The organism is Mesorhizobium sp. WSM4829, assembly GCF_055811475.1.
The window spans coordinates 152,107-173,630 of sequence record NZ_JBVVQJ010000002.1 but is presented as its reverse complement, the minus strand read 5'-3'; the positions used below and the strand labels follow the sequence as shown (position 1 = coordinate 173,630).

The window sequence follows — 21,524 nt, the reverse complement described above, 5'->3', positions numbered from 1 at the left end:
CCGGCCCCCCCCCCCGTGTGGGTTGGGGGCGGCCCCCCCCCCCCCCCCCCCCCCCCCCCCCCCCCCCCCCCCCCCCCACCCCCCCGCGCCGCGGCGCGGGGGGGGCCCCCCCCCGGCGGCCGGGGGGCGCCCCCCCCCCCCCCCCCCTCGGGGCGATTTTGCCAATGCCGAAGCTTGACCGGTTCAAGCTGCAGTCTGCGCAGCGGCTTCGCGCGGCAATGACCGATGAGGAACGCATATTGTGGCGGCATCTCTGGCGGATCCCTGTGGAAGGCACGCACTTCCGTAAACAGGCATCGGTCGGGATTTACTTTCCTGACTTCATGTCCCATCGGCTGAAGTTGATCATTGAGGTCGACGGTGCCCACCACGGTTTTGATGACCAGCAGCGCCACGATGAGACTCGAACGAAATGGTTCGAAAGCCAAGGCTATCGCGTCATCCGCTTCTGGAACCACGAGATAAAAAACGAACTGGATTCCGTGCTCGATACGATCTATGCGGCGGTGGAAGAACGGAAATCACACCTTCGCCCCGTGAGATAGCGCAAGGCGCTGGTGACCGAGACGCCGCCACCCCACCCCGGCGCTGACGCGCCGACCCTCCCCATCGAGGGGAGGGTGAGGAGCTAAGTTATGCCCGACCTGCTTTTAGAACTTCGTTCGGAAGAGATTCCCGCGCGCATGCAGCGCAAGGCGGCGGGCGACCTGAAGAAGATGATGACGGACGGTCTGGTCGAGGCCGGGCTGACCTATGAGGCGGCGCGCGAATATTGGACGCCGCGCCGGCTGGCACTCGACATTCGCGGCGTGACCGCGCGCTCGAAGGACATAAGCGAGGAGATCAAGGGACCCTCGACCAAAGCGCCCGAACAGGCGGTCCAGGGTTTTCTGCGCAAGGCCGGTCTTTCCTCGATCGCCGAGGCGCATGTCCACGCCGATCCGAAGAAGGGCGACTTCTATGTCGCCCATATTGCGAAGCCGGGCCGGGCGGCCGAGACGATAATCGGCGAACTGGTGCCGGGCATCATCCGCGACTTTCCATGGCCGAAATCGATGCGCTGGGGGCCGGCCTCGGCGAAACCGGGATCGTTGCGCTGGGTGCGGCCGCTGCAGTCCATCCTCTGCACCTTCGGCCCGGAGACCGAGGAGCCGGTGGTCGTCGATTTCGAGATCGACGGCATCCGCTCGGGCAACATCACCTACGGCCATCGTTTTCATGCGCCGGGCGCCATCGGCGTGCGCCGTTTTGACGACTATGCCGCCAAGCTGGAGGCGGCGAAGGTTGTGCTCGACGCCGACCGGCGCAAGCAGATCATCCTTGCCGACGCCAGGAATCTCGCTTTCGCCAACGGGCTCAACCTTGTCGAGGACGAGGGGCTGCTTGAGGAAGTGTCAGGCCTGGTCGAATGGCCGGTCGTGCTGATGGGCGAATTCGAGCAGGACTTTCTCGCCATTCCGGCCGAGGTGATCCGTCTGACGATCCGCGCCAACCAGAAGTGTTTTGTGACGCGGCCGCAGGGCGCCGGCGAGGAGCTTTCCAACCGCTTCGTCCTGACCGCCAACATCGAGGCCAGCGACGGCGGCAAGGAGATCGCCCACGGCAACGGCAAGGTGGTACGCGCCCGCCTTTCCGACGCGCTCTATTTCTGGAAGACCGACCAGGGCGATTTGCCCGACCTCGACCAGTTGCAGGCATCGGCGGAAAAGTTCGGGCTCGATCTCAAGAAGCCGCTCGACCAGCGCATGGCCCGCCTCGACCATCTCGGCGTCACCTTCCACGCCAAACTCGGCACGCAGGGTGAGCGGGTGGAGCGGATTGCCCAACTGGCTGAAGAATTGGCGCCGATAGTGGCGAGCGCAATCTCCCCCCTTGAGGGGGAGATGGCCGGTAGGCCAGAGGGGGGCGTTGCGCGTGAAGCGCCGGCATTCTCTGTCCATAATAGGGCGTCGCGCCAGGACGCGCCGACCCCCTCTGTCGCCTTCGGCGACATCTCCCCCTCAAGGGGGGAGATTACCGCGCTCGCACGTCGCGCTGTCGTCCTGGCTAAGGCCGACCTCACCACCGAGGTGGTCGGCGAGTTCCCGGAATTGCAGGGCGCCATGGGCCGCAAATACGCGCTGCTGCAAGGCGAGCATCCCTCGGTCGCCGCCGCCGTCGAGGAGCACTATAAGCCGCAGGGCCCGTCGGACCGCGTGCCGACCGATCCGGTATCGGTGGCCGTAGCGCTCGCCGACAAGCTCGACATGCTGGTCGGCTTTTGGGCGATTGACGAAAAGCCGACCGGGTCGAAAGACCCCTATGCGCTGAGGAGGGCGGCGCTGGGAGTGATCAGGATTTTGGTCGAGAATCGTGTCCGGCTTGCACTGACATCTCTCTTCGACCGCCCTTACCAGATTGCGAACTATCTCGCGTCCGGACGGCCCTTTAGCGCCGACCTCCTGTCCTTCTTCCACGACCGCCTAAAGGTCTATCTCCGCGACCAGGGCGCGCGGCATGATCTGATCGATGCGGTCATCACGCCGCAGTCCGACGATCTCCTGCAAATCGTCCGTCGTGTCAAAGCCCTAGGCTCTTTCCTAGACACCGAGGACGGCAAGAACCTGCTTGCCGGCACCAAGCGCGCGGCCAACATCCTGGCCGCCGAGGAGAAGAAGAAAACGACGATCGCCGAACATGTTGAGCCGGCTCTATTCCGGGAAGATGCCGAGAAATCGCTGTTTGCCGCGGTGAATCAGGCCGAGAAGGAAGCCGGCCAAGCGATTCACAACGAAGACTTTTCCGCCGCCATGCTGGCGCTTAGCGCGTTGCGTGAACCGGTTGATTCATTCTTCGAACGCGTTCTTGTGAATGATGAGGACCAGGCCGTGCGCGCCAACCGCCTGGCGTTGCTGGCGCGCATCCGGGCAGCGACCGACCAGGTCGCGGATTTCTCGAAGATCGCCGGCTGAGGCTTGGCAGTTCAGGCGAGCGTCCCGCGAACTTCTATCTGGCCTGGTCGATCTCGGGGATGGGCGTTGGTTGCGGCGCTGCGGGCTCAGGCGGGCTGTTCGTTGCCGTTGTTTTTTTGTCGGATTTTGTAGCTGCCCCGGGCGCTGCGGCAGCAGTTGCCGCAGCAGGTGCGGGGCTGGGCGCCGGCTTTGTGAAGGCGTCACCGACGATGCCGCCGCGAATGATCATCGGGCTTTGCGTGAAATCATGCTTGGGCTTGGGCTGACTCGGGATCGCAGAAACTTTTTCATAGGTGACATCGGGCACTGGTTCGCCGAGCGCCACGATCGATGGCGTCGAGGAGTTGCCAGCCACCTTCGCCGGTTCAGGCGCACCGAGGCTGATGACGGACGGCGTCAAGGATGGTGCACCGGGAACAACGAAGGACGAAGCCTGTGCTGTGCCCGCCGCCAGAGTGAGGCCAAGCGCTCCCAGGATACGCACCCAGACCATGATAGTTCCCCTTGCCCAACAGGCCGGCACCATAGCGTCCGGAAATTGATGCGGGCTTGCCAGGAAAGCCAGCATTTTAGTGATTGGCAATTCGCTTCCGCCCGCACTTGCCCCGTGAACGTCACCGTATTACGCACCCACATCTGTGAGGTGATGAGAGTGGCTGAGATACTTGCCGCCGGCGAGGCGATGGAGCGGGCGCTGGCGCTGCTCGAAGGCGGCGATGTCGTCGCCATTCCGACCGAAACCGTCTACGGGCTGGCCGCCGATGCCACCAATGGCGTTGGCGTGGCGCGCATCTTCGAGGTCAAGGGCCGGCCGCGCTTCAATCCGCTGATCGCCCATGTCGCCGATCTGGCGATGGCTGAGCGCATCGCGCTGTTCGATCCCGTGTCGAAAAGGCTGGCGCAGACATTCTGGCCGGGACCGCTGACGCTGGTGCTGCCGCAGCGGCCCGGCAACGGCATTCATCCGCTGGTCACCGCCGGGCTCGATACGGTCGCGCTGCGCATGCCGAAAGGCTTTGGTGGCCAGCTGATCGCCAGGCTCGGACGCCCGCTTGCAGCGCCCAGCGCCAATTCCTCAGGCAGGATCAGCGCAACGACGGCCGAGGCCGTGGCCGCCGATCTCGGTCCAAAAATCAAGCTGGTGGTCGATGGCGGCGCGACGTCGGTCGGGGTCGAATCGACAATCGTGAAGATAGAGGGCGGAACACTGCGGCTGCTGCGGCCGGGCGGCATTGCCGCCGAAGAGATCGAAGCGACCGCCGGCATGAAGCTGCGGCGCGGCGCGGCGGGCATCGAGGCGCCGGGCATGCTCGCCTCGCATTACGCGCCGGTTGCTGCGGTGCGGGTCAACGCCGCAAGAGTCGCAAAGGGCGAAGCCTTGCTAGCGTTCGGCCCGCGCCGTGCCGAAGGCTGGCAAGGCGCCGCCGCCTTGCGCAACCTGTCCGCAACCGGCGACCTGCGCGAGGCCGCGGCCAACCTCTTTGCCCACATGCAGGATCTCGATCGCAGCGGCGCCAAGACAATCGCCGTCGAGCCGATCCCCTCCGACGGGCTGGGCGAGGCGATCAACGACCGGCTTTCGCGTGCCGCCGCCCCTCGTGACAAGATCGACCGAGCACCATAGTTTCCCATCCATGAACGACATCTCAAGGGATATCGACCCCGCCCTCATCGACCGCTTTGCGGCAATCGTCGGTGACAAATATGCGCTTCGCGACCAGCAGGATATCGCGCCTTACCTCACGGAGAGGCGCGGTCTGTGGCATGGCCGGACGGCGCTGGTGCTGAGGCCAGGCAGTGTCGACGAGGTCAGCCGCATCATGCAGCTGGCAACCGAGACGGGAACGCCGGTCGTGCCGCAAAGCGGCAACACCGGGCTGGTCGGCGCGCAGGTGCCGGACACGTCCGGCCGCCAGATCGTGCTGTCGCTGTCGCGGCTGAACCGCATCCGCGAGATCGACGTCCTGTCCAACACGGTCACCGTCGAGGCCGGAGTCATCCTGCAGACGCTGCAGGAAGCGGCCGATGCCGCCGACCGGCTGTTTCCGCTGTCGCTTGCCGCGCAAGGCTCCTGCCAGATCGGCGGCAATCTCTCTTCCAATGCCGGCGGCACCGGCGTTCTCGCTTATGGCAATGCGCGTGAGCTGTGCCTCGGCGTCGAGGTGGTGCTGCCGACCGGCGAGGTGTTCGACGATCTGCGCAAGCTGAAGAAGGACAACACCGGTTACGATCTAAAAAACCTGTTCATCGGTGCGGAAGGCACGCTCGGCGTCATCACCGCCGCCGTGCTCAAGCTTTTCCCCAAGCCCAAGGGGCGCGAGGTGGCCTTTGCCGGCCTGTCGTCACCTGAGGCGGCACTGTCCCTGTTCAGCCTGGCGATGGATCGCGCCGGTGCGGCACTCACTGCTTTCGAGCTGATCGGCCAGAGGCCCTACGATTTTACGCTTCTGCACGCGCCAGGCGTCGTGCGGCCGCTGTCCGGCGATTGGCCATGGTATGTGCTGATGCAGATCTCTTCGGGCCGCTCGGCGGAGGATGCCAGGGCCCTGATCGAGGAGGTGCTCTCAGCCGGCCTCGAGCAGGAGATCGTCGGCGATGCGGTGATTGCGGCGAGCATCGCGCAGGGCGATGCCTTCTGGAATTTCCGCGAGCTGCTGCCCGAGGCGCAGAAGCCCGAAGGCGCCTCGATCAAGCACGACATCTCTGTGCCGGTGGCGGCCATCCCGCAATTCATCGAAAAGGCAGCCGGCGCCGTTCAGTCGGTCAGCCCCGGTGCGCGCGAGGTGTGTTTCGGCCACATGGGCGACGGCAATCTCCATTACAACATCTCCCGGCCGGTCGGCGGCGATGACGAAGCGTTTCTCCGGCTCTATCACGCCATGAACAAGGCCGTGCACGATGTCGTGCGCAGCCTTCACGGCTCGATCTCGGCCGAGCACGGCATTGGCCAGCTGAAGCGGGATGAATTGATCGCGACAGCGCCGCCGATGGCGATCGAACTGATGCGCAGGGTGAAGACGGCCTTCGACCCGGCCGGCATCATGAATCCCGGTAAGGTTATCTGATCCTTTCGCCGTCTTGTGAATGGTTGCATTCCGATAACCATCGCCTCGAGATCAGCAAAATTTAACCGACTTTCTTAAGCGCTGCGATAAGAAGCCCGCGCTAATGTTTCCCCACAACGAGGCCGGAAAAACCGGCCCGGAGAACCGGAAGACCGGCTCTCAGGAGAGACAGGAAAGGCACGATATGAACACTGGACTGAAGCCAGTCTGGGCTGGGCGCAATATGCGCCTCGACCCACTCCGCCTGCCGCAGGTGGTAAGCTACGCGACGCGCGACGACTATGGCGACGTTACCTTCACCATCGACCATCGTGGCGCCGTCATTCGCCGCGTGCTGGAGATGAGCGGCCTGCGGGCGTTCATCGCTCTGCCCGCCAATGCGTTTCGTGGCGTGGCAGCCCGCGCAATGGAGGATCCGGACGGCAATGTCACGGTGACGCTGGAGCTTCTGCACAATGATCCGATGCTGTCGGTGCCGCTGCTGGTGGCCGACGATCTCGAGGATGTCGCCGCCGACTGGCGCGCCTGGGCCGATGCTTACCGTCTGCCGATGCTTCTGATCGAATCCGACGGCATCGCCCGCACCCTGGAGGAATCGCTTGGCGCCGCCATCAAGACATTGCCCGCGCAGGACCGCCGCAGGGGTCGGCCTTCGACCACGCGTCGTCCGCGCTTCCTCGCCCGCCGCAGGGCCGGCGCCCTCGGCCTCAGGCTGGTGATCGGCGGCCAGGAAATTATTTCGCGGGACGAATAGAGCGAGCGCTTTCCCTTCACTCCTTGTGGGAGAAGGTGGCTCGCGAAGCGAGGTCGGATGAGCGCGGTTCTTCCTTCTCCCCTTGTGGGAGAAGGTGGCCGAGCGAAGCTCGGTCGGATGAGGGGTGTTCCAGCAAACGCCAACGCCTCATTTCTTCCAACACCCCTCATCCGGCTCGGCGCTGCGCGCCGATCCACCTTCTCCCACAAGGGGAGAAGGGAAAACTTCCTAAACCAGCGGCTTCAGCGCCACCCATAACGCACCGCCGATCAGGCCAAGGAAAACCAGCCAGCCGACCTGGTTGTTCGACCTGAACAGAAGCATGCACTGGTCGGGATCGTCGATGTCGAGCGCGGTGATCTGCCGCGCCATATGGGCGCCGGCGGCGACCAGCCCGGCCAGCGCCGGCACTGGCGCCTGCGCCGCCGCGAAGGCGACGGCGAAGCAGACCAGCGCTCCGCCATAAAACCCGACGAGCCAGGTCCTGGTGTTGTCGCCGAACAGGCGTGCGGTCGAGCGCACGCCGACGATGGCGTCGTCTTCCTTGTCCTGATGCGCATAGATCGTGTCGTAGCCGATCACCCACAGGATCGAGCCGATATAGAGCATGACGGCCGGGCCATCGAGATTGCCGAATTCGACCGCCCATCCCATCAGCGCACCCCAGGAAAAGGCAAGGCCGAGAACCAGTTGCGGCCAATTGGTGAACCGCTTCATGAACGGGTAGATGGCGACGACGGCGAGCGAGCCGATGCCGAGCAGGACGGCAAAGCTGTTGAACTGCAGAAGCACAGCGAGTCCAACCAGTGCCTGGATCACGAGAAACGCCCAGGCCTGCCGGCGCGTGACCTTTCCCGCCGGCAGCGGCCGCGAGCGCGTGCGTTCCACCTGGTTGTCGATGTCCTGGTCGACCAGGTCGTTGTAGGTGCAGCCGGCGCCGCGCATGGCGACGGCGCCGATCAGGAACAGCACGAGATACCATGGCGCCGGCAGCAGCGAGAGCAGGGGATCAGTAGGGCGTGGATAGGCACTCGCGGCAAGGGCTGCCGACCACCAGCACGGCCACAGCAGCAACTGCCAGCCGATCGGCCGGTCCCACCGGGCAAGCTGCGCATAGGGCCACAGCCAGCGTGGCAGGATGCGGTAGACCCAGTGGCCGCTCGGCGCATCGGCAACGCGGCCCTGGGCTGCTTTCGACTGGATGGGTTCCATCGTGCTGAAGTGGCAGCAGCGGCGAACGCCGTCAAGCGTCAAGCGGGCCGAACCATTCCCCGTTCCCGTGTGGAATTGCGCCCAAAGTCTTCCAAATGTCTTGACCCATCGTACGGGGCGCAATAGCGCAGTCCTGATCGTGGAATGGCAAGGGATCTGGGCATGCGCGTATTGTTGATCGGCTCCGGCGGCCGCGAACATGCCTTGGCATGGAAGATCGCGGCCTCGCCGCTGCTGACCAAGCTTTACGCGGCGCCCGGCAATCCAGGCATCGGCCGCGAAGCCGAACTGGTGACGCTCGACATTGCCGATCACGCGGCGGTGGCCCGGTTCTGCACGGAGAAGAAGATCGACCTCGTCGTGGTGGGGCCGGAAGGGCCGCTGGTCGCCGGCATTGCAGACGACCTCCGCGCTGAAAACATTCGCGTCTTCGGCCCGTCCAGGGCGGCGGCGCGGCTGGAAGGTTCTAAGGGTTTCACCAAGGATCTCTGTGCGAAATACGACATCCCGACCGCCGCCTATGGCCGCTTCGGCGATCTGGCGTCGGCCAGGGCCTATGTCGAAAAGATGGGCGCGCCGATCGTCATCAAGGCCGACGGCCTCGCCGCCGGCAAGGGCGTTACCGTCGCCATGAATTTGGCCGAGGCGCTGGCAGCGCTCGACGCCTGTTTCGACGGGTCCTTCGGACAGGCCGGCGCGGAGGTGGTGGTCGAGGAGTTTCTCACCGGCGAGGAGGCGAGCTTCTTTTGCCTGTGCGACGGCGTCACCGCGCTGCCATTCGGCACCGCACAGGACCACAAGCGCCTCGGTGACGGCGACGTCGGCCCGAACACCGGCGGCATGGGGGCCTATTCGCCGGCCCCGGTGATGACGCCGGAGATGATCGACCGCACCATGCGCGAGATCATCGAGCCGACCATGCGCGGCATGGCCGAGCTTGGCGCGCCGTTTTCGGGCGTGCTGTTTGCCGGGCTGATGATATCAGGCGATGGGCCGAAGCTGATCGAATACAACACCCGTTTCGGCGATCCGGAATGCCAGGTGCTGATGATGCGGCTGAAGGACGATCTCCTGGTCCTGCTCAACGCTGCCGCCGACGGCCAGCTTGCACATACCTCAGTGCGCTGGCGCAACGAGGCGGCGCTCACCGTGGTGATGGCGGCAAGGGGTTACCCCGGCACCCCGGAAAAGGGCTCGGTCATCCGCGGCGTCGAACAGGCCGCGGGCGAAGGCGTCGAGATCTTTCATGCCGGCACCGCCATCGACAGCGGCGCGCTGGTCGCCAATGGCGGCCGTGTGCTCGGTGTCACGGCGACCGGCGGCACGGTCGGCGAGGCACAGCGACGAGCCTACGCGGCGCTCGACCGGATCGATTGGCCGCAAGGTTTTTGCCGCCGCGACATCGGCTGGCAGGCCGTGGCCCGCGAGCAGGCGCGCTGACGTACAAGATTATCGGGGGCAAGATTAGCGGGGGCAAGATTAGCGGGGGCGACGATCCAACTCGGTCGACGCAGTGCTGACCGGATCGGTGGACACGGCTTCAACGGCCGATGCGGAGGGCTTTTCCTTTCGCAGCCACCCCAGATAGTCGGCGATCCGGCGCGGAAGACGCAGCGCTGTCCCCACGGCAGGCATTTGCAAGCTGCCGCGGAACTTGGCCCAGCCCGCGCTGAACATGGCGACCATTTCGGTGAAGCTCGGCGGCGGCGCCACGGTCGCATAGGTAAGGGTGACATTGCCGGCAAGGCCAGCCGCCCGCGAGAGTGGCAGCGGTATAGAGGCGAGGTAATCCGGCTGCGCGTCGATCAGGCCGCCGAACGGCCATTGCGCGCGCAGGGCGGCGGCATCCATCGGTGCGACATTGACGTCGATGTCGTTCGGCGTGCCAGCCACCCGGTAAGGGCAGCGGAACCGGCCGCAATTGGCTTTTGCCGAAAACTGCCAGAGTGCGTAGCCTTGCCAGTTGCCCATCGGAAAATGCACGCCGATGTCGGGCTTGTAGCGCGCATACCAGAGCGGCAGCCGCGACAGGAGCCGGTATTTGTACCTGTTGTCGGCGATGTGCTTGGCGGTCTTGCCGTTGGTGTAGAGCACCGGAAAACGGCCAATACGCCGATGCACATGGCGCACGAACTCCTCTGCATCCTCGAGCGACATCCATTTCGTCGGGTCGTCATCCTCGATGTCGAGGGCGAGCAGGTCGTCCGGACCAGGTTTCGCGAAATTGATGAAATTATTGGCCTGTCCGACGGGGTTGCCCGGGCGGGCGAGATGGTAAGCACCCCATTTCAGGCCGAGCGCCTTGGCCACCACCTTGCGCGTCTGGAACAGTTCCTGTGCCACCGCATGGCGCTTCCACAGCGCCTTGCAGAGCCGCGTCGCGGTCTCGTCGCCGAAACAGAAATACGCTGGTGGCATCCCGTCGGACGCCTTGTTGATGAAGCCGACGATGCGCTTGTCGGTGGCGAGCTCGGTCCAATCGATGGGATTGTATTCGTAGGCGTCGATCACCAGCGCCCGGTCGGTCTTCTTCCAGGGCGCGGAGAAGTCCGAGGCTTGTGCCGGCGCCAACGCCATTGCCGTCGCGGTCGCGACGGCGAGGAGTCCTGGACGGCGAAGAGGGTGCGCCGGCGGCTTCAAACAGCAGATCCTTGCTGGCCAAAGCCTGATCCTGAACCGCCATGGTTAAGGAAATACTTTCGGCGGCCCGCGGCGACCGCCGCAATCGTGCCGGGGATGGCTTTGCTGGTCATCAACGGAGGGCGAGCGGGTGGAACGGGTCGGGCGCCGGCGCTTGCGGCAGCGTCCCCTCAGCCTGGCGCTTGCGGTGATGGGCCAGCGAGCATTGCGGCGAACACAGGATGCCGCGATCCGACCAATAGGCGGCGCCGTCCTCGATCTTCCCCCGATGGTGCCAAAAAGCTGCCGCTCGATAGGGCAGGCCGCATTCGGTGCAGCGATAGGCGTCAGGTCTGGCGAGCACGGGCGGTCCCCTCCGGTATTCTTGATTGGTCGCCGGTCGACTTGTCCGGCTTTTTGCCGATGTTAGCGTGAACAGTTCCAATTGCAAAATCTGCGTGACAAAATTTGACGTTTACGTAAAAAGAACATGGAGAGGCGGCCCAAAAGCGGATGGTCTTGTGTCGGCACGGATCTTAAGTTGGCTTGCCGGACAGAGGAGGAGCGAGCGGCATGTACCGGGCACCAGTCGAGGAAATCGCCTTCACGCTGAAGCATGTGGCTGGCTTGAAGCCGGCGCTTGACGCCGGCACTTTTGGCGACCTTGGCGAAGACCTCGTCGACGCCATTCTGGCGGAAGCCGGCCGCTTTGCCAGCGAAGAGGTCGCGCCGCTCTACAAGATCGGCGATGAGCAAGGCGCGGTGCTGAGCGGCGCTGCCGTCACCATGCCGCCCGGCTGGAAGGAACTTTATCGCCGCTGGATCGACGGCGGCTGGAACGCTCTGTCAGCGCCGGAGGAATTCGGCGGCCAGGCGCTGCCGACCATGCTGGGCGTCGCCGCGCTCGAAATGTGGAACTCCGCCGCCATGGCCTTCGGCATCGGCCCGACGCTGACCATGGGGGCGGTCGAAGCGCTCGACAAGCATGCCTCACCGGCGCTGAAGGCCAAATACCTGGAAAAGCTCGTCTCAGGCGAATGGATGGGCACGATGAACCTGACCGAGTCGCAGGCGGGCTCGGATCTGAATGCCTTGCGCGCCCGCGCCGAGCCGGCCGGCGACGGCACCTACCGCATCTTCGGCCAGAAGATTTTCATCACCTATGGCGAGCACGATCTTACCGACAACATCATCCATCTGGTGCTGGCGCGGCTGCCGGACGCGCCGGCCGGCACGCGTGGCCTTTCGCTGTTCCTGGTGCCGAAATTCCTGATCGGCGACGACGGCGCGCTTGGCGCACGCAACGACGTCTTCTGCTCCGGGCTGGAGCACAAATTGGGCATCCACGCCTCGCCGACCTGCACCATGATCTATGGCGACGGTTTCGAAGGGACCGCCCCCGGCGCGATCGGCTGGCTGATTGGCGAGGAAAACAAGGGCCTCGCCTGCATGTTCACCATGATGAACAATGCGCGGCTCGCCGTCGGGATGCAGGGTGTTGCGGTCGCCGAAACGGCCACGCAGAAGGCGCTCGCCTACGCCAATGACCGCCGGCAAGGCAAAGCCGCGAGCTATGATGGCAGCGGCATGGCGCCGATCGTCCATCACCCCGACGTGCAGCGCAATCTTCTGACCATGAAGGCGCTGACCCAGATTGCGCGCGCCATCAGCTATTGCTGCGCGCACGCCATTGACCACGCGCGCGTGTCCGTCGGCGATGAAGCCATCCATTGGCAGGAGCGCGCCAATCTGCTGACGCCGCTGGCCAAGGCCTTTTCCACCGATGTAGGCGTCGAGGTCGCCTCGCTCGGGCTGCAGGTTCATGGCGGCATGGGATACATCGAGGAGACCGGTGCGGCAGCACTTTATCGCGACGCGCGCATCGCGCCGATCTACGAAGGCACCAACGGCATCCAGGCGATAGACCTGGTGGCGCGCAAGCTGCCGCTTGGCGGCGGCGAGCATGTGCATGGCTACATCGCCGAACTGAAAGCCGTCGCCAATCAAGCGCGGACCTCGAACCTTCAAGGTTTTGGCCGCACCGCCGATGGCCTCGACCAGGCGCTCGACGATCTCAGCCAGGCGACGCGCTTCCTGCAAGGGCTGCTCGCAGACGGCCGCTCGGACGCGGCGCTGGCCGGCGCGACGCCGTATCTGCGGCTGATCTCGCTGGCGGCGGGCGGCGCCTATCTGGCGCGCGGCGCGCTTGCCGACCAAAGCCGCATCGCCGTTTGCCGTTTTTACGCCGAAAACCTGCTTGGCGAGGCGAGCGCGCTGAAGGAGCGTGTCATCGGCGGCGCCGACAGCCTTGCCACGGCCGGCCAGACACTGATTTCTGCCTGACAGCCACCAGGTTGACGTTTCACAAAAGCCCGGCGTTTCACAAAGGATCACCCGTGACAGACCACATCCTCGTCGAGCGCCAGGGCGCCATCCAGATCATCCGCATCAACCGACCGGACAAGAAGAACGCCTTGACGCGGGCCATGTATGCGAAAATGTCCAAAGCCCTTGCCGAGGGCGACGCCGATCCGGCGATCCGCGTCCATGTCTTCCTCGGTGTTCCAGGCGCCTTCTCGTCCGGCAACGACCTTGCCGATTTCATGGTCGTCGCCACCGGCGGCGAGGGCGGCACCGAAGTCTGGGATTTCCTGATGGCGCTGGCCAGGACGGAAAAGCCGATGATCTCCGGCGTCGACGGCATCGCGGTCGGCATCGGCACCACGCTCAACCTGCATTGCGACCTGACCTTCGCCACGCCGCGCACACTATTCCGCACGCCGTTCGTCGATCTCGGCCTGGTCCCCGAGGCCGGCTCGAGCCTGCTTGCGCCGCAGATTCTCGGCCGGCAAGGCGCTTTCGCGCTGCTTGGCCTCGGCGAAGGCTTTTCGGCCGAGCGGGCGAAAGCCGCCGGGCTGATCTACGCGGTGGTCGAGGAGAACGAACTCGAAGCCGCCGTGCTTGCCGCTGCCGGGCAGGTTGCGGCCAAGCCGCCGCAAGCGCTGAAGATCGCGCGCGACTTGATGCGCGGCTCGCGTGAAGACCTCGTTGACCGCATCGGCCAGGAAAGCGAGCATTTTCGCGCGCGGCTCAAATCCGACGAGGCCCGCGCCGCCTTGATGGCCTTCATGACCAGGAAGAAGGCCTAGCTGGCGCTACTAGAGTCTGCCATATGTCATGCACATGTATTACATTGGCTGCTAGCGAAGGACTGCCATGCCGTCGAACGCACTGGTCCAGACCCGAATTGACGCTGAGGTGAAGGAACGCGCCACGGCGGTTCTGGAAAACATGGGGCTCACGGTTTCCGATGCCGTCCGCATCTTGTTGGCGCGCACCGCCAATGAGGGCGCCTTGCCGCTCGAACTCGTCAGCAACAGTGACGCCCACGATGCCTGGTTCCGGGCGAAAGTTCTGCAGGCGCTCGAGGATACCCGGCCGGACGTTGAAGACGCTGACGCCGAATCCCATTTTGCTGGACGGCGGGCGGCAGCGCTTCGCAAGACCGAGGCAGGTGAGTCTTGAGGCTGGGCACGGCTTGCGCTCTGCGATCGTGACGACATCTTCACGTATATCGAAGCCGAAAATCGCAAGGCCGCCGTTCACGTCGATCAGCAGATCGTCTCGTGAGGATTGCCCAGGCTCGTTGATGAAGTCGCTTAAGGGACCAGCCGCTCAGGGATAAAGCCTTGTCTTGTCCCAGCCGCCCTCAGGGTTGCGCGAGAAGACAATGCGATCGTGCAGCCGGAAAGGCCGGTCGTGCCAGAACTCGATCGTCTGCGGCACGATGCGAAAACCCGACCAGTGTTTGGGTCGTGGGATCTCGCCGATCGCATGGCGCGCCGTGTATTCGGCAACGGCTTTTTCCAGTGCGAAGCGGCTCTCCAGCGGCCGCGACTGTTTCGACGCCCATGCCCCGATGCGGCTGCCGCGCGGACGTGTCGCGTAATACGCGTCCGCTTCCGCCTCGGTAACGATCTCCACCGGCCCCCGTGCACGCACCTGCCGGCGCAGCGATTTCCAGTGAAAGCACATCGCCGCCTTCATGCTGCCAAGAATCTCGCGGCCTTTGGCGCTCTCGAAATTCGTGTAGAACACAAATCCGCTTTCATCGAACCCCTTGAGCAGCACCATCCGCACATTCGGCATGCCCTCGGCGTCGACGGTCGCCAGCGCCACGCTGTTGGGATCGTTGATCTCGCTCTTCGTCGCGTCGTCAAGCCATGTGGCAAACAGGCGGAATGGCTCGGCAGCCTCGGCAAAGTCACCGCTTGTTAACTCAGTTTCGCTCATAGTTTTTCCAAATTTTATTGCCGGCCGGGGGAGATTGCCGATTGTCGCGCATCGCGCAACTTTTTGACAGCAGGCAATGGGGCCTTATTGCTTCGGCCAGCGCGCAAATTGCGGTCAAGGCCGCCGCGATCGTGCTGGTCGCCTTGCCGCTTGCCGCCTGCGGTGCCGGCGGCTTCAGTTTGGAGCAGGCGGAGGTCGACCGTACGATTCTGACCAGCAGCACGCCTGCCTCTGCCTTGCCGATCGACCAGGATCACGCCTCGGACCAGGCGACGATCCGCAACGCGGTGTCTTCAGCCGATATCCAGGAACTTGGCGGGCAGGCCGTTCCCTGGGCCAATTCCGATACCGGTTCGCGCGGCTCGATCACCGAACTGGCGGAGTCCAGGGACAACGGCCAGCTTTGCCGCCGCTTCACCGCCTCACGCGAAAGCTTCGACGGCGTCGCCCTGTTCAAGGGCGAGGTGTGCCTGGCCGGCGCCGGCGCCTGGCGGATGCAGGACTTCAAAGCGCTCTGATTTTCCGCCATCATATGACCGTAAGCTACTGGAATTTCTTCCTATGCGAGCGCATATAGATGGCAATCATGGACTCACTCCTTCTCCAGGGCAGGAAGCATGCGCGACCCCTATGAGGTGCTGGGCGTTGCCAAGAACGCATCGGCCAAGGATATAAAATCGGCATACCGCAAACTTGCCAAGGAGCATCATCCGGACCAGAATCCGGATCCCAGGGCGAAGGAGCGGTTTGCCGCGGCCAACCAGGCCTACGAGATCGTCGGCGACGAGAAGAACCGTGCGGCTTTCGATCGTGGCGAAATCGACGCCGAGGGCAAGCCGCGCTTTCAAGGCTTCGAGGGCGCCGCCGGCGGCGCCGATCCGTTCGCCGGTTTTCGCCGGCAGCAAGGGCCGGGCGGCTCGCGTTTCGAGTTTCGCTCAGGCCGTCCGAGCGGCGATCCGTTCGACGGCAGCAGCGACATCTTCAGCCAGATTTTCGGCGAGACCTTCTCGCGCGGCGCCGGCATGGGTGCCGGCCGGCAGGCGCCGACCGGCGCCGACCTGAACGTGATGCTCGACATCACCATCGAAGAAGCGGCGACTGCCGAGAAGGTAACGGCGATGTTCCCCGACGGGCGCAAGGTCGCAGTCAAGCTGCCAGCCTATGTCGAAGACGGCCAGACCATCCGGCTGAAAGGCCAGGGCGAGCAAGGGCCGGGGCAACCGGGCGATGCGCTGGTCAAGATCCGCTTCCGGCGGCATCCGCGCTACCGTGTCGAAGGCCGCGACCTCCACGCCGACCTGCCGATTGCGCTGGCGGATGCCGTGCTCGGTGCCAAGGTGGCGGTCGAAACGCCGACCGGCAAGGTTGCAGTCAATGTTCCCGCCTGGTCGAGCTCGGACAAGGTCCTGCGGCTGAAGGGCAGGGGCCTGCCGGAAAAAGTCGGCGGTCACGGCGATCTCTACGCGCATGTGCGGCTGATGCTCCCTGAGGGTGGCGACAGCGATCTCGAAGCGTTGATGCGCAACCGCAAACGCTAGCCTGGCGCGTCAAGGCGCGCTGCGCCGCAAACGCTCTTGTCTCTCACCTGTCCGTCTTGTTCGACTGCAGGGCTCAGCCGCATTCCGCGACATCGCTCGATGGCCGCCCGGAACACGGCCGGCTCGCGCCAGGCGGATCAGTCGCTCGTCGCCGAGAGCGTTTTCTTTTGCGCGGGCGGAATAAACCCGCGGCCGCCCCGTTTCCAGCCCATTGGTCGACTAACGAAATTGTCCGTCAAACGAAGAGCAACGAAGGAGCGCGTCGGATTGCTGGGTCATGCTTTATCGAGTTTGGAAAGTGCGTTCGCGGAAATCCGGGCGATGTATCGAAACGACAGGTTCAGCAGGGTTTTCGCGCTGATAGTGATATGCCTGAATATCCTCGTCATCACCGTTCCCTTCGCGATCGAGGCGCTTCGATCTGTTGGAATTTCACACTACGATCTGCCAGCGCGTCTCAACATCAGCAGGGATGGATCGCTGCCCGAGATGTTCAACTACGGGCAGGCCGCGCTTTGCGCCCTGTTTCTGTTCGGCGTCTGGCTTCGAACCAGGGAGCATATGTTTCTTGCCTGGTCCCTGATTTTCAGTTTTGTGACGCTCGACGACGCCACCCGTTTCCATGAGCGCGGCGGCCTGCTGCTGGCAGCGACATTCGACCTCGTTTCGCTGCCGGGCATGCGGGCTCGCGACACCGGGGAAATCATCACCTGGTCGGCGGTCGCGCTCGGCCTGCTGGCGCCGCTGTTGTGGTCATTCTGGCAAAGCAGACCGAGGCAACAAGCCCTCGGATCGGTGTTTTTGCTGCTGTTCGCGTGTCTTGTGGGTTTTGCCGTGGTGGTTGACATGTTGCACTTCCTGACGGGCTCGAAGCTCGTTGGCTACGCGGAAGACGGCGGCGAGATGCTGTCGATTGCCGTCGCCTGTTGCTGTGCGTTCATCCTCTATCGCGGGCTGGGGCGTGATGCGGATCTTCAGGCAATGGATCCGAGCCTGCCATTCTCAAAGCGGACATAACCGAATTGCGGAAACGGCCGCGCGAACAGGAGGAATAAGTTTGGCTCCGGCCCGTTACCCCCGGGATCATTCCGGGAGGAGCCAATGCTGTCGCACCTGTTTCCGTCCGTTCCAACGCGCTGGTTCCGGCGTCGTTCAGAACACCAGGGGGTGAAGTCGAAGCCTGCCATGCCGGCGAAACCTTGCCGCTGGCGCGCCCTTCACCTCGCCCTGCCACTGATGGTCTTCCTGTGCGGCGCTTCGCCAGCGGCCAACGCGGTCGTGCCGGGCACCGACGCCAATGTCGTCACAGCAATCGACGTATCGGACTCGATCGGCCGATATGAGGAATGGCTCCAGCAGGCCGGGCTCGTGCGGGCGCTCGTCCACCCCGACTTCCTGCGCGCCGCCACCGCCGGCCCGCGGCGTCGGATCGGGTTCGCCGTCTTCACATGGTCAAGCAATGGCAAGTTCGACCTGTTGGTGCCCTGGACCGTCATCGGCTCGGCCGAGGACGCCGCGCGCGTGTCTCAGGCGCTCGCTTCGGTGACGCTCATCGACCGAACCCATTACGGAGGCGGCGATATGGAGCAGGACGGCGACGCTGATCCCGCGGCGATGCACGATCGTCTGACAAACATGTCGGAGGCGATCGCCTTTGCTTCGCTCCTGTTGACGTCATCGCCGCACGCGACGGATCGCGCGGTCATGAACATCTGCGCCAACGGAACCGACAATTTCGCGGGCGGAACAGAATCCTCGCGAGACGCGGCGCTGGCGCAAGGTTTTACGATCAACGGATTGGTCCTGGGGCAGGATGCGGAACTTGGGCAATATTTCCGCTCCAGCGTGATCGGCGGTCCCGGAGCGTTCGCCATGGACATCTCGGATGCGAAAGATGCCGGTGAATTCATGACGAGGAAACTTGTTCGCGACCTGTTGGCGTTGGCGCCGGCAGATGCGCCTCGTTTCAGGATCGAGTGACCTCGTCGACGCACAACTACGCTTGCAGAACTGCTGCATGGCATCCAGGTCGGAAGGTCAGCCGGGCGGGCACTGTCCGTTTTGAGCGCTTGAAGGGGCTCTGTGCCTGTGCGATAGCCACTTCACGAAGCAGCAAATCTTGCGGAGAGCGCTCAGATGGCGGGTGGACAAGGCATTATGGCCGGCAAGCGCGGGCTTGTCCTTGGCGTCGCGAACAATCGGTCGATCGCCTATGGCATCGCCAAGGCCTGCGTCGACCATGGCGCCGAAATCGCCCTGACCTATCAGGGCGAGGCGTTCAAGAAGCGCGTCGAGCCGCTGGCGGCGGAACTCAACGCCCATGTCGCCGGCCATTGCGATGTGACCGATCCGACAACGCTCGATGCGGTATTCGACGACATCGCCAAGCGTTGGGGCAAGCTCGATTTCCTCGTCCACGCCATCGCCTTTTCCGACAAGGACGAACTGACAGGCCGCTATGTCGAGACGACGCGCGACAATTTCCTGCGCACGATGGACATCTCGGTGTTTTCCTTCACCACCATCGCCAAGCGCGCCGAGGCGCTGATGACTGATGGCGGCTCGCTGCTGACGTTGACTTATTACGGTGCGGAAAAAGTGATGCCGCACTACAACGTCATGGGTGTTGCCAAGGCAGCGCTCGAAGCCAGCGTGCGCTATCTGGCCGTCGACCTTGGCGCCAGGAAAATCCGCGTCAACGCCATCTCCGCCGGTCCGATCAAGACGCTGGCAGCCTCCGGCATCGGCGATTTTCGCTACATCTTGAAGTGGAACGAATACAATTCGCCGCTAAAGCAGACGGTGACGCAAGAGGAGGTCGGCGATTCTGCGGTCTATTTCCTTTCAAACCTTTCACGCGGCGTCACCGGCGAGGTCCACCATGTCGATTCCGGCTACCATGTCGTCGGCATGAAGGCGGTCGACGCGCCTGATATTTCGACCGTCAAGGAATAGACCCGCGTCGAATATACCCTCCCGCCTGCCGCTCTCCGGATGACCTGATGTATCCGCTCGTCTACATCGCGCGCCATGGCCAGACGGTGTGGAACGCCGAGTCCCGGCTGCAAGGACAGGCCGACACCGATCTCAACCCGCTCGGCCGCGAGCAGGCGACCGGCAATGGCCATCGGCTGGCGGAACTCGTTCAAAACCCCGAAGATTTCGATTTTGTCGCCAGCCCGATGCGGCGAACGCGTGAGACCATGGAACGCATTCGCATGGCGATGGGGCTCGATCCCCAAGCTTACCGCATCGATCCCCGCCTTGTCGAAATGAGTTTCGGCGACTGGCAGGGTTTCACCTTTCCCGAACTCGAGGCCCGGCATCTCGGCTCGGCCAGGGAGAGGCGCCTCGACAAGTGGAATTTCCTGCCGCCCGGCGAGGGCGCCGAAAGCTATCAAATGCTGCTCGAACGGGTAAAGCCGTGGTTCGACGCGCTGGACCGCCGGACGGTCTGCGTGACCCATGGCGGCGTCGTGCGCGTCCTGTTCCGCATGGTGCTGGGAATGCCCGAGAAAGAAGCCGCCAGGCTGAATGTGCCGCATGATCGCTTGCTCAGGCTGGAGGGCCGAAGCCTGGACTGGCTCTAATGCATGTCGCCCAAAAGCATGCCCACGGGCCCGCCTTCTACTGGCCCAACGATCTCAATGCCGCCGCCTCGTCTTCCCGTGACAGAGGCTCATGCGCTCCGGTTGCCGCGAGATAGGAATCGAGCGCTTCCGTAGACGAGGCCGGTGCATATCCGCCATGGCGTGCGGGCGCGACGACGGCAAAATTCACCGCCCAACCATCATCCGAGTGGCACGCCACGGATATGACGGTCGAGCGGTTGGCGGAATCGATTTCAAATTCGCGGCACAAGGAACCGGTTCCATCGCGAAACGTGGCTACGGCACGGATCCTGTCGGTGGAGCCTGTCAGCACGGTTTCTTCGCCGGACGCCACCTGCCCGAGCGCCTCTGAAAGAGGGCTGTCCTGCCCTGCCACCTCAAGTCCATGCGGCTGGTTTTGGATGGCAAGCCCAAAAAAATATCCGCCGAACCCAAAAGCGACTGCAACCAGCGAAGCAGCCAGCGGCATGATCCAGGATGCCTGGGGGCGCGGCATTGCCTGATTGTGCCTCGCCCTGAAGGCAACGACACGTGCGCCCTCGCTGGCTTGCGATGGAACGCTGCGCCACCTGGCTTCGTCGATCATTCGCTGCACGGACTGGCTGAGCCGTTCGGGAACGGGTTCATCGAGAACCGGCATCAGTGCCTCTTTGACCTGAATGCGGGTTTCCAGGAACAGGGCGACCCGGCTGGCGATATCCGGCTGCATGGCTTTCTCGATGGCTGCGGCAGTCGCGTCGTCAAGTTCGCCGTCTGCAAAGGCCATGAGCGTTTCGTCAGCAAACTCGCATCTTATCATTTCTGTTCTCGCCCTTCATGACCGGTGAACGTGGCAAGTCGGGATTTATTCCGACTGCCTCGGCGAGATTCTTTCTGGCGCGCGCCAGCCGGCTCATCACCGTCCCGATCGGGATCCCGAGAACGCCGGCCGCCTCCCTGTAGGAAAGGTCCTCGACGCAGACCAGGAGAATGATTTCGCGCTGATCGTCCGGCAGGTCGGTGATCGCCTGGGCAACGCTGTTCAGGGTAAAGCGTGCTTCGACATCTCGCTCGCCACAGGCGCCGACAAGGTCCTGCCGTTGCTCGATGTCCTCCTGCGGGCCGGCCGTGCGCTGCCTTCTGATGTGGTCAATCCACAGATTTCGCAGGATCTGGAACAACCACGCATCAAAACGGGTTCCAGGTTCAAAGCGCTCGGTGTTGGCAAGCGCGCGTTCGCAAGCCGCTTGCACCAGATCGTCGGCAAGATCGCGGGAACGGCAAAGGGAAATCGCAAAACGGCGCAGGTTCGGAAGAAATGCAACAAGCTGCTTTCCGAATTGATCAGTCTCAATCACGTCGAAGTTTCCGGTTTCATGAGGACCAGGCGAAGTCAGCCGCCTCCGCACGCATTCGGGGTGGGTCGGTATCTTCATGTGGCAGCATATGACCACGGCGGCTAAACCAGCGTGGGAGTCCGGCTAGATTTCGGAAAGGCCAGG

22 protein-coding genes and 1 pseudogene are annotated in these 21,524 nt (G+C 63.8%); 16 read left to right on the top strand and 7 right to left on the bottom strand.

Annotated features, from left to right (window positions below; translation table 11 throughout):
• Positions 1-164 precede the first annotated feature (164 nt).
• Both AC0L17_RS03120 and glyS read left to right on the top strand, forming a co-directional pair.
• Complete coding sequence (locus tag AC0L17_RS03120) at positions 165-545, top strand: endonuclease domain-containing protein (protein WP_473514727.1); 381 nt, start codon at positions 165-167, stop codon at positions 543-545.
• Between the two features lie 90 nt (positions 546-635).
• The gene (glyS, locus tag AC0L17_RS03115; RefSeq protein WP_473514726.1) at positions 636-2,951 is read left to right on the top strand and encodes a glycine--tRNA ligase subunit beta; all 2,316 of its coding nucleotides are present in this window, start codon (positions 636-638) and stop codon (positions 2,949-2,951) included.
• A 34-nt stretch (positions 2,952-2,985) separates the two neighbouring features.
• Here glyS and AC0L17_RS03110 read toward each other — a convergent pair whose 3' ends face one another.
• A complete protein-coding gene (locus tag AC0L17_RS03110) occupies positions 2,986-3,444 on the bottom strand; it encodes a hypothetical protein (protein ID WP_473514725.1) in 459 nt (152 codons plus the stop codon).
• Positions 3,445-3,603: 159 nt separating this feature from the next.
• Between AC0L17_RS03110 and AC0L17_RS03105 the strand changes: the two genes are divergently transcribed.
• The 3 genes from AC0L17_RS03105 (at position 3,604) to AC0L17_RS03095 (ending at position 6,770) form a co-directional block, all read left to right on the top strand.
• Entirely contained in the window at positions 3,604-4,575 is a 972-nt protein-coding gene (locus tag AC0L17_RS03105) for an L-threonylcarbamoyladenylate synthase (protein ID WP_473514724.1), read from the top strand.
• Positions 4,576-4,585: 10 nt separating this feature from the next.
• Positions 4,586-6,016: an FAD-binding oxidoreductase gene (locus AC0L17_RS03100; RefSeq protein ID WP_473514723.1), complete on the top strand. Its 1,431-nt coding sequence runs from the start codon at positions 4,586-4,588 to the stop codon at positions 6,014-6,016.
• A gap of 184 nt (positions 6,017-6,200) precedes the next feature.
• On the top strand, positions 6,201-6,770 hold the full coding sequence (locus AC0L17_RS03095; protein WP_287217818.1) for a DUF6101 family protein: 570 nt from the start codon (positions 6,201-6,203) through the stop codon (positions 6,768-6,770).
• A 228-nt stretch (positions 6,771-6,998) separates the two neighbouring features.
• Here AC0L17_RS03095 and ubiA read toward each other — a convergent pair whose 3' ends face one another.
• Positions 6,999-7,982: a 4-hydroxybenzoate octaprenyltransferase gene (ubiA, locus tag AC0L17_RS03090; protein WP_473514825.1), complete on the bottom strand. Its 984-nt coding sequence runs from the start codon at positions 7,980-7,982 to the stop codon at positions 6,999-7,001.
• A gap of 162 nt (positions 7,983-8,144) precedes the next feature.
• On the opposite strand from ubiA, the gene purD reads away from it, so the two are divergent.
• The gene (gene purD, locus AC0L17_RS03085; RefSeq protein WP_473514722.1) at positions 8,145-9,422 is read left to right on the top strand and encodes a phosphoribosylamine--glycine ligase; all 1,278 of its coding nucleotides are present in this window, start codon (positions 8,145-8,147) and stop codon (positions 9,420-9,422) included.
• 39 nt (positions 9,423-9,461) lie between these two features.
• Here the strand turns inward: purD and AC0L17_RS03080 are convergent, their stop codons facing one another.
• Positions 9,462-10,559, bottom strand: coding sequence for a glycoside hydrolase family 25 protein (locus tag AC0L17_RS03080; protein ID WP_473514721.1), 1,098 nt, complete (start codon positions 10,557-10,559; stop codon positions 9,462-9,464).
• A gap of 175 nt (positions 10,560-10,734) precedes the next feature.
• Positions 10,735-10,965: a hypothetical protein gene (locus AC0L17_RS03075; RefSeq protein WP_473514720.1), complete on the bottom strand. Its 231-nt coding sequence runs from the start codon at positions 10,963-10,965 to the stop codon at positions 10,735-10,737.
• 209 nt (positions 10,966-11,174) lie between these two features.
• Between AC0L17_RS03075 and AC0L17_RS03070 the strand changes: the two genes are divergently transcribed.
• The 4 genes and pseudogenes from AC0L17_RS03070 to AC0L17_RS03055 all read left to right on the top strand — a co-directional run.
• The gene (locus AC0L17_RS03070; RefSeq protein ID WP_473514719.1) at positions 11,175-12,944 is read left to right on the top strand and encodes an acyl-CoA dehydrogenase; all 1,770 of its coding nucleotides are present in this window, start codon (positions 11,175-11,177) and stop codon (positions 12,942-12,944) included.
• Between the two features lie 53 nt (positions 12,945-12,997).
• The gene (locus tag AC0L17_RS03065) at positions 12,998-13,750 is read left to right on the top strand and encodes a crotonase/enoyl-CoA hydratase family protein (protein WP_473514718.1); all 753 of its coding nucleotides are present in this window, start codon (positions 12,998-13,000) and stop codon (positions 13,748-13,750) included.
• A 67-nt stretch (positions 13,751-13,817) separates the two neighbouring features.
• A complete protein-coding gene (locus tag AC0L17_RS03060) occupies positions 13,818-14,126 on the top strand; it encodes a type II toxin-antitoxin system RelB/DinJ family antitoxin (protein WP_473514717.1) in 309 nt (102 codons plus the stop codon).
• 36 nt (positions 14,127-14,162) lie between these two features.
• A pseudogene (locus AC0L17_RS03055) lies at positions 14,163-14,228 on the top strand (type II toxin-antitoxin system mRNA interferase toxin, RelE/StbE family); the annotation flags it as partial.
• A gap of 48 nt (positions 14,229-14,276) precedes the next feature.
• Here the strand turns inward: AC0L17_RS03055 and pdxH are convergent.
• On the bottom strand, positions 14,277-14,894 hold the full coding sequence (gene pdxH, locus AC0L17_RS03050) for a pyridoxamine 5'-phosphate oxidase (protein WP_473514716.1): 618 nt from the start codon (positions 14,892-14,894) through the stop codon (positions 14,277-14,279).
• Positions 14,895-14,935: 41 nt separating this feature from the next.
• On the opposite strand from pdxH, the gene AC0L17_RS03045 reads away from it, so the two are divergent.
• The 6 genes from AC0L17_RS03045 to AC0L17_RS03020 all read left to right on the top strand — a co-directional run bounded on the left by AC0L17_RS03045 (position 14,936) and on the right by AC0L17_RS03020 (position 20,022).
• Positions 14,936-15,412 (top strand): RT0821/Lpp0805 family surface protein, encoded by a 477-nt coding sequence (locus AC0L17_RS03045; protein ID WP_473514715.1) that lies wholly within the window; start codon positions 14,936-14,938, stop codon positions 15,410-15,412.
• Positions 15,413-15,511: 99 nt separating this feature from the next.
• Positions 15,512-16,432 (top strand): DnaJ C-terminal domain-containing protein, encoded by a 921-nt coding sequence (locus tag AC0L17_RS03040; RefSeq protein ID WP_473514714.1) that lies wholly within the window; start codon positions 15,512-15,514, stop codon positions 16,430-16,432.
• Positions 16,433-16,531: 99 nt separating this feature from the next.
• Complete coding sequence (locus tag AC0L17_RS03035) at positions 16,532-17,449, top strand: hypothetical protein (RefSeq protein ID WP_473514713.1); 918 nt, start codon at positions 16,532-16,534, stop codon at positions 17,447-17,449.
• Positions 17,450-17,617: 168 nt separating this feature from the next.
• Positions 17,618-18,412, top strand: coding sequence for a DUF1194 domain-containing protein (locus AC0L17_RS03030; protein ID WP_473514712.1), 795 nt, complete (start codon positions 17,618-17,620; stop codon positions 18,410-18,412).
• Between the two features lie 156 nt (positions 18,413-18,568).
• Positions 18,569-19,387: an enoyl-ACP reductase FabI gene (gene fabI, locus AC0L17_RS03025; protein WP_473514711.1), complete on the top strand. Its 819-nt coding sequence runs from the start codon at positions 18,569-18,571 to the stop codon at positions 19,385-19,387.
• A gap of 47 nt (positions 19,388-19,434) precedes the next feature.
• The gene (locus AC0L17_RS03020; protein WP_473514710.1) at positions 19,435-20,022 is read left to right on the top strand and encodes a histidine phosphatase family protein; all 588 of its coding nucleotides are present in this window, start codon (positions 19,435-19,437) and stop codon (positions 20,020-20,022) included.
• Between the two features lie 37 nt (positions 20,023-20,059).
• Here AC0L17_RS03020 and AC0L17_RS03015 read toward each other — a convergent pair whose 3' ends face one another.
• Complete coding sequence (locus AC0L17_RS03015) at positions 20,060-20,809, bottom strand: anti-sigma factor family protein (RefSeq protein WP_473514709.1); 750 nt, start codon at positions 20,807-20,809, stop codon at positions 20,060-20,062.
• 10 nt (positions 20,810-20,819) lie between these two features.
• Entirely contained in the window at positions 20,820-21,458 is a 639-nt protein-coding gene (locus AC0L17_RS03010) for an RNA polymerase sigma factor (RefSeq protein ID WP_473514708.1), read from the bottom strand.
• Between the last annotated feature and the right edge of the window lie 66 nt (positions 21,459-21,524).